The sequence below is a fragment of the Xanthomonas arboricola pv. guizotiae genome, assembly GCF_002940205.1.
In the GTDB taxonomy this organism is placed as follows: Bacteria; Pseudomonadota; Gammaproteobacteria; order Xanthomonadales; family Xanthomonadaceae; genus Xanthomonas; species Xanthomonas arboricola_C.
Window position 1 is genome coordinate 20,899 of record NZ_MDSK01000047.1, and the last position, 7,365, is coordinate 28,263.

5 protein-coding genes and 1 pseudogene are annotated in these 7,365 nt (G+C 65.8%); 5 read left to right on the top strand and 1 reads right to left on the bottom strand.

The genetic code is table 11. The annotated features are described in order from the left end of the window. Positions 1 to 13 precede the first annotated feature (13 nt). The 5 genes from mgrA to clpB all read left to right on the top strand — a co-directional run bounded on the left by mgrA (position 14) and on the right by clpB (position 6,542). Positions 14 to 1,054: an L-glyceraldehyde 3-phosphate reductase gene (gene mgrA, locus XarbCFBP7408_RS20045; protein WP_104564436.1), complete on the top strand. Its 1,041-nt coding sequence runs from the start codon at positions 14 to 16 to the stop codon at positions 1,052 to 1,054. Between the two features lie 11 nt (positions 1,055 to 1,065). Continuing rightward, positions 1,066 to 2,049, top strand: coding sequence for an aliphatic sulfonate ABC transporter substrate-binding protein (locus XarbCFBP7408_RS20050; protein ID WP_104564437.1), 984 nt, complete (start codon positions 1,066 to 1,068; stop codon positions 2,047 to 2,049). A 127-nt stretch (positions 2,050 to 2,176) separates the two neighbouring features. Beyond that, positions 2,177 to 2,971, top strand: a complete 795-nt coding sequence (gene ssuC / locus XarbCFBP7408_RS20055) for an aliphatic sulfonate ABC transporter permease SsuC (protein WP_104564438.1) — start codon at positions 2,177 to 2,179, stop codon at positions 2,969 to 2,971. After that, on the top strand, positions 2,968 to 3,774 hold the full coding sequence (locus XarbCFBP7408_RS20060; protein ID WP_104564439.1) for an ATP-binding cassette domain-containing protein: 807 nt from the start codon (positions 2,968 to 2,970) through the stop codon (positions 3,772 to 3,774). The genes ssuC and XarbCFBP7408_RS20060 overlap by 4 nt, the downstream gene beginning before the upstream one ends. Before the next feature lie 182 nt (positions 3,775 to 3,956). Then, positions 3,957 to 6,542 (top strand): ATP-dependent chaperone ClpB, encoded by a 2,586-nt coding sequence (gene clpB / locus XarbCFBP7408_RS20065; RefSeq protein WP_104564440.1) that lies wholly within the window; start codon positions 3,957 to 3,959, stop codon positions 6,540 to 6,542. Between the two features lie 636 nt (positions 6,543 to 7,178). Here the strand turns inward: clpB and XarbCFBP7408_RS23555 are convergent. Next, positions 7,179 to 7,365: pseudogene (locus XarbCFBP7408_RS23555) on the bottom strand (hypothetical protein); the annotation flags it as partial.

Genomic DNA, 7,365 nt, shown 5'->3' on the forward strand with positions numbered 1-7,365 from the left:
ACCGGATACCCTGATGACCTATCTCGCACATCCCGATCGTTACGACCGCATCGCCTACCGCCGTGTCGGCCGCAGCGGCCTTGTCCTGCCTGCGCTGTCGCTGGGTCTGTGGCACAACTTCGGCGACAGCACGCCGATCGACACGCAGCGCGCATTGCTGCGGACCGCTTTCGACCTGGGCATCACCCATTTCGATCTGGCCAACAACTACGGCCCGCCGTATGGCAGCGCGGAAATCAACTTCGGCCGCCTGCTGCGTGAAGACTTCAAGCCGTATCGCGATGAATTGATCCTCTCCACCAAGGCCGGCTGGGACATGTGGCCGGGTCCGTACGGGCAGGGCGGCAGTTCGCGCAAATACCTGCTGTCCAGCCTGGATCAGAGCCTGCAGCGGCTGGGCGTGGACTATGTGGACATCTTCTACTCGCACCGCTTCGATGCGGACACGCCGCTGGAAGAGACCGCCGGCGCATTAGCCAGCGCAGTGCAGCAGGGCAAGGCGCTGTATGTGGGCGTGTCGTCGTATTCGGCGGCGCGCACGCGCGAGATCGCCGCGTTGCTGCGCGAGTGGAAGGTGCCGCTGCTGATCCACCAGCCGGCCTACAACCTGTTCAATCGCTGGGCCGAGCATGCGCTGTTCGAGGCGACCGACGAGGTCGGCGCGGGGGTGATCGCATTCACGCCGCTGGCGCAGGGCCTGTTGACCGGCAAGTACCTCAATGGCGTCCCCGGCGATGCGCGCGTGAATCGTCCCGGTGGCGACTCGCTGCGGCCGGAACATCTGTCCGAGGCCAATCTGCAGCGCGCACGCGGGCTGGATGCGATCGCGCAGCGGCGCGGGCAGAGCCTGGCGCAGCTGGCCCTGGCCTGGGTGCTGCGCGACCGGCGGGTGAGCTCGGCATTGCTGGGCGCCAGCCGCCCGGAGCAGTTGATCGAAAACGTCGCGGCCTTGCAGAGGCCCGAGTTCAGTGCGGACGAGTTGGCCGAGATCGACCGCTTTGCGGTCGAGGGCGGCGTCAACCTCTGGGAAAAACCGTCCACCGATTGGCAATGAGGAACGCTCCGATGCGCTACCGCTTTTTGATTGCTGCGTTGTTGTTGTCCGGCATCGCGTGGCTGCAACCCGCAGCGGCGGCCGAGCCGGCGCAGCTGCGGATCGGCTATCAGAAAGCGGTGTCCAGCCTGGTGCTGGCCAAGCAGCATCGGTTGCTGGAGCAGCGCTTTCCGCGCACCAGAATCAGCTGGGTCGAGTTTCCGGCCGGCCCGCAGCTGCTGGAAGCCTTGAACGTGGGCAGCATCGACCTGGGCGGTGCGGGCGATCTTCCGCCACTGTTCGCGCAGGCCGCCGGAGCCGATCTGCTGTACGTGGGCTGGGTGCCGCCCACGCCCAAGGCCGAGACCATCCTGGTGCCGGCCAGCAGCACGCTGCGGCGGGTGGCCGACCTCAAGGGCAAGCGGGTGGCCTTCCAGAAGGGCTCCAGCGCGCACAACCTGCTGCTGCGGTTGTTGGCCAGGTCGGGCCTGAGCATGCGCGATATCACGCCCTTGTATCTGTCGCCGGCCAACGCACGTGCGGCGTTCGCGGCCGGGCAGGTGGATGCCTGGGCGATCTGGGACCCGTGGTATTCGGCATTGACGCTGGATGGCAGCGCACGCCTGCTCGCCAATGGCGAGGGGCTGGGATTGACCGGTGGGTTCTTTCTGTCCTCGCGGCGTTACGCCACCGCGTGGGGCCCGTTCGTGCAGCAGGTGATGCTGCAGCTCAATCAGGCCGATGGCTTTCTGGAGCGCGACCGCGCCGGCAGCATCAAGGCGCTGGCGCAGGTCAGCGGGCTGTCGCCTGCGGTGGTCGAGCGCACGCTGACGCATCGCCCGCCGGTCAGCGTGCAACCGCTCAGCGCCGAGGTCATCAAGGCGCAGCAGGCCACTGCCGATCTGTTCTACGCGCAGCGCCTGCTGCCCAAACGCGTGCTGGTGGCCCCGGCAGTATGGCGTGCGCCCGCGGTTGCCGCGGTGCCAGCGGCAGGCAAGCAGGCGGCGGGCAAGTGATGCGTGGAAGCAGGAATACACCCGCAAGCAGGAGCGCATGCGCAGGCCGGAACGCGTGCTCAGCACCCGTGAGCGGACAGGCGCACGCCGTTGTTTCGCTGCATCGCCCAACCAACAAGGCTGCGCGATGAGTCGCCGCTTGCAGCGATTAGGCAACGTGCTGGTGCCCTGGCTAGTGCCGCTGGCCTTGCTGGTGGCCTGGCAGATCGCAGCCTCCGGCGGCTGGTTGCCGCAGCGCATCCTGCCCGCACCGAATGCGGTATTCCACGCCGCAGTGACGTTGGTACAAACCGGGGAGTTGTGGCAACACCTGGCGATCAGCAGCTGGCGTGCGGCGGTGGGCCTGGCCATCGGCGGCAGTATTGGCTTCGCGCTGGGCCTGCTCACCGGCGTGTCGCGCGTGGCCGAACGCCTGCTCGACAGCGCCTTGCAGATGCTACGCAACGTGCCGCATCTGGCGCTGATTCCGCTGGTGATCCTGTGGTTCGGGATCGACGAGGGCGCCAAGCTGTTTCTGGTGGCGCTGGGCACGTTCTTCCCGATCTATCTCAATACCTATCACGGCATCCGCAGCGTGGACCCGGCCCTGATCGAGATGGCGCGCAATTACGGCTTGCGCGGCCCGCAGCTGTTCGTCGATGTGTTGTTGCCCGGTGCGTTGCCGTCGATTCTGGTCGGCTTGCGCTTTGCGTTGGGCCTGATGTGGCTGACCCTGATCGTGGCCGAAACCATTTCCGCCAGTTCCGGCATCGGCTATCTGGCCACCAACGCGCGCGAGTTTCTGCAGACCGACATCGTGGTGGTGGCCATCGTGCTGTACGCGCTGCTCGGCAAGCTGGCCGATCTGGCCGCACGCGGGCTGGAAGCCTGGTGGCTGGGCTGGCATCCGGCGCAGCAGCAGCGTGCGGAGCTGCGCCGATGAGCGGAACAGACACTGGCCTGCCGCTGAGCCTGCGCGGCATCGGCAAGCGTTATGGCGACAGCGAGGTCTTGCGTGGCATCGACCTGGAGATCGCGCCCGGCGCCTGCGTGGCGGTGGTCGGGCGCAGCGGCTGCGGCAAGAGCACCTTGCTGCGCGTGATCGCCGGGCTGGAAGCGGCCGATACCGGTACCGTCGACAGCGGTCATGCAGCGCTGGCAGCGCAGCGCGATGCAGTGCGGCTGATGTTCCAGGACGCGCGGCTGCTGCCGTGGAAGCGCGTGATCGACAACGTGGCGCTGGGCCTGGGGCGTGCCGGGCGTGTGCAGGCACAGGCGGCGCTGGATGCGGTGGGGCTGGGTGCACGCGGTGGCGACTGGCCGGCGGCGCTGTCCGGCGGTCAACGCCAGCGCGTGGCCCTGGCGCGCGCACTGGTCCACCGGCCGCGGCTGCTGTTGCTGGACGAACCGCTGGGCGCACTGGATGCGTTGACGCGCATCGAGATGCAGCAACTGATCGTGCAGTTGTGGCGGCAGTACGGCTTCACCCTGGTGCTGGTGACCCACGATGTGGCCGAGGCGAGTGCGCTGGCCGATCGCATCGTGCTGGTCGAGCGCGGCCAGGTCGGCCTGGACCTGCCGGTACCGGTACCGCATCCGCGTGCCCCCGGCGCGCCGGCTTTGGCGGCAATCCAGGCGCAGGTGCTGTCGCGTCTGCTGGGCACCTCGCAAGCGGCCGCGGAAAACCCTGCCGCGGAGCATGGCGCTGCGGCGGCTGCGTCGCTGCCGCTGCGGCGGATCGTCTAACGATTTGTCCGTCGGCCTGGGGTGATCCAGGTCAGTGGGCGAGCCCGCACCGCCCAGGCCCGCCACGGGTGTGAGCCGGCCCTGCTGCCCCGCAGCGGCGCCAACCTTGAAACCCCTGAGCGGCAGCCGCATCTGCACGGTATCGTCGGCGTCGCCGGCCACCAGTTCAGAGGATTATCCCCATGCGGATGGACAAGCTCACCTCGCGGTTCCAGCAGGCGCTGGCCGACGCGCAGTCGCTGGCCGTGGGCCGCGACCACAACATCATCGAACCCGTGCACGTGCTCACCGCATTGCTCGACCAAAACGGTGGCAGCACGCGCCCGCTGCTGTCGCAGGCCGGCGTCAACGTGCCGCTGCTGCGCGAGCGGCTGGGCGAGGCGCTGGACACGCTGCCCAAGGTCTCCGGGCAGGAAGGCAACCTGTCGATCGGCAACGATCTCAACCGCCTGCTCAACCAGACCGACAAACTCGCCCAGCAGCATGGCGATGCCTTCATCGCCAGCGAGTGGTTCGTGCTGGCCGCCGCCGACGATGCCAGCCCGCTGGGCGTGGCCTTGCGCGCGGCCGGCGGCGACAAGAAGAAGATCGAAGCCGCCATCGACAAGTTGCGCGGCGGCGAGACCGTGCAATCGGAAAACGCCGAGGAACAACGCCAGGCGCTGGAAAAATACACCATCGACCTGACCGCGCGTGCCGAGAGCGGCAAGCTCGATCCGGTGATCGGCCGCGACGAAGAAATCCGCCGCACCATCCAGGTCCTGCAGCGGCGCACCAAGAACAACCCGGTGCTGATCGGCGAACCCGGCGTGGGCAAGACCGCCATTGTCGAAGGCCTGGCGCAACGCATCATCAATGGCGAAGTGCCCGAAGGCCTGCGCGGCAAGCGCGTGCTGTCGCTGGACATGGGCGCGCTGATCGCTGGCGCCAAGTTCCGCGGCGAGTTCGAAGAACGGCTGAAGGCGGTGCTCAGCGACCTGTCCAAGAACGAAGGCCAGATCATCCTGTTCATCGACGAGCTGCACACCATGGTCGGCGCCGGCAAGGCCGATGGCGCGATGGACGCCGGCAACATGCTCAAGCCGGCGCTGGCGCGCGGCGAGCTGCATTGCATCGGCGCCACCACGCTGGACGAATACCGCAAGTACATCGAAAAGGACGCGGCGCTGGAGCGGCGTTTCCAGAAGGTGTTCGTGGGCGAGCCGACGGTGGAAGACACCATCGCGATCCTGCGTGGGCTGAAGGAGCGCTACGCGGTGCATCACGGGGTGGAAATCACCGACCCGGCGATCGTGGCCGCGGCAACGTTATCCAACCGCTATATCACCGATCGGCAATTGCCGGACAAGGCCATCGATCTGATGGACGAGGCGGCATCGCGTATCCGCATGGAAATCGACTCCAAGCCGGAGGAGCTCGATCGCCTGGAGCGCCGCCTGATCCAGCTCAAGATCCAGCGCGAGATGCTGAAGAAGGAAAAGGACGACGCCTCGCGTCAGCGCCTGGCCGATCTGGAAACCGACATCGACAAGCTCGAACGCGAGTTCTACGACCTCAACGAGCTGTGGAAGTCGGAAAAGGCCGCGCTGCAGGGCACCACCAAGATCAAGGAGCAGATCGAGCACGCCAAGCTGGAGCTGGAAGCCGCGCAACGGCGCCAGGACTACGCCAAGATGAGCGAGATCCAGTACGGCGTGCTGCCGCAGCTGGAAAAGCAGATGGCGCTGGCCAACGAGGTCGAACACCACGACTTCAAGCTGGTGCAGGACCGCGTGACCGCCGAGGAAATCGCCGAAGTGGTATCGCGCTGGACCGGTATCCCGGTCAACAAGATGCTCGAGGGCGAACGCGACAAGCTGCTGCGCATGGAAGAGGAGCTGCACCAGCGCGTGGTCGGCCAGAACGAGGCGATCAAGGTGGTCTCCGACGCGGTGCGGCGTTCGCGCGCCGGGCTGTCCGATCCCAATCGTCCGAGCGGCTCGTTCCTGTTCTTAGGTCCCACCGGCGTGGGCAAGACCGAGTTGTGCAAGGCGCTGGCGGACTTCCTGTTCGACAGCACCGAGGCGATGATCCGCATCGACATGAGCGAATTCATGGAGAAGCACTCGGTCTCGCGGTTGATCGGCGCGCCTCCGGGCTATGTGGGCTATGAGGAGGGCGGCTATCTGACCGAGGCGGTGCGTCGGCGCCCGTATTCGCTGATCCTGCTGGACGAAGTGGAAAAGGCGCATGCCGATGTCTTCAACATCCTGCTGCAGGTGCTCGACGATGGCCGTCTCACCGATGGCCAGGGCCGCACTGTGGATTTCCGCAACACCGTCATCGTGATGACCTCCAACCTGGGCTCGCACCAGATCCAGGAGCTGTCCGGCGACGATAGCGCCGAGGCCTACACGCAGATGAAGGCGGCGGTGATGGGCGTGGTGCAGGCGCATTTCCGCCCGGAGTTCATCAACCGGCTCGACGACATCGTGGTGTTCCACCCGCTGGACAAGGCGCAGATCAAATCGATTGCGCGCATCCAGTTGCATGGGCTGGAAAAGCGCCTGTCCGAGCGCGGCCTCAAGCTGGACCTGGACGATGCCGCGCTGGAATTGCTGGGCAATGTCGGTTTCGATCCGGTGTATGGCGCGCGCCCGCTCAAGCGTGCGATCCAGTCGCAGGTGGAAAACCCGCTGGCCCAGCAGATCCTGTCCGGCCAGTACCTCAGCGGCGACACCGTGCGCGTGCGTGCGGAGGGTGGGCGTTTGGTGTTCACCAAGGGCTGAGACGCGGCGCCGGTTGTGCGCGTGCACCGCCGGCATGGGTTGGAGTGACCAACGGGCACTGCGCAGGCAGTGCCCGTTGGCATGCTGTATTGGCACACGGCGGATGGCGTCTGCGGCATGTTGTTGGCGCTCACAACGCGGCGGCATAAGTTCATCACCGCTCGTTTGCAGACATACGTGCAGGGCCGGCTATGGTCGGCACTCCCGTTCAAACGAGCCGTGCCATGACCGATCCGCACTGGAAGCCTGAAACCATCGCCGTGCACGGTGGGTATCGTCCCGGTCCGACCACGCGCGCGGTGGCGGTGCCGATCTATCAAACCTCGATTAGGTGTTCAGTCCCGGCGTTAGATGGATCGGATCCACCTTAAACAGATCGGGTTAGGATGTGCAATGTTTGCAGGTGAATTCGTACGGTGTCGGACCCTTCAGGGCTTTGAGACTGCGACCGTAGTTGCAGCCGTCGATGAAGTTGGCCAAATGCTGTTGTAGTTGTGCGTGATCGCCGTAATTGATGCGTTTGACAGTGGCTTCCATGATCGTCCGATTTATCCGCTCGACCTGCCTTGACCGGTGAACCGGTGTTCGATGCCTTGCTCCTCGCCTAAAGCGAGTGAAGATATGTGCAAGGGCATATCAGTCGGAACAGCGGTCGGTGAACTGGACGCCGTTATCCGTCAAAACCGCATGCAGGGTGTAGGGCGCCGTCTGGATCACATTGCGCGAGAACTGAACCGCCCCGGGTTTCTCGGAGGCCGTTTGGTTTGAGTCAGGCCGCCTCGGCCTGACCGGTTTGCTGCCGATCGTAAGCCGCTTCGGCTTC

What these genes read in the sequence shown, in the direction of transcription:
- mgrA (WP_104564436.1), top strand. Translation starts at nt 14, where the DNA reads ATGACCTATCTCGCACATCCCGATCGTTACGACCGCATCGCCTACCGC.
- XarbCFBP7408_RS20050 (WP_104564437.1), top strand. Translation starts at nt 1,066, where the DNA reads ATGCGCTACCGCTTTTTGATTGCTGCGTTGTTGTTGTCCGGCATCGCG.
- ssuC (WP_104564438.1), top strand. Translation starts at nt 2,177, where the DNA reads ATGAGTCGCCGCTTGCAGCGATTAGGCAACGTGCTGGTGCCCTGGCTA.
- XarbCFBP7408_RS20060 (WP_104564439.1), top strand. Translation starts at nt 2,968, where the DNA reads ATGAGCGGAACAGACACTGGCCTGCCGCTGAGCCTGCGCGGCATCGGC.
- clpB (WP_104564440.1), top strand. Translation starts at nt 3,957, where the DNA reads ATGCGGATGGACAAGCTCACCTCGCGGTTCCAGCAGGCGCTGGCCGAC.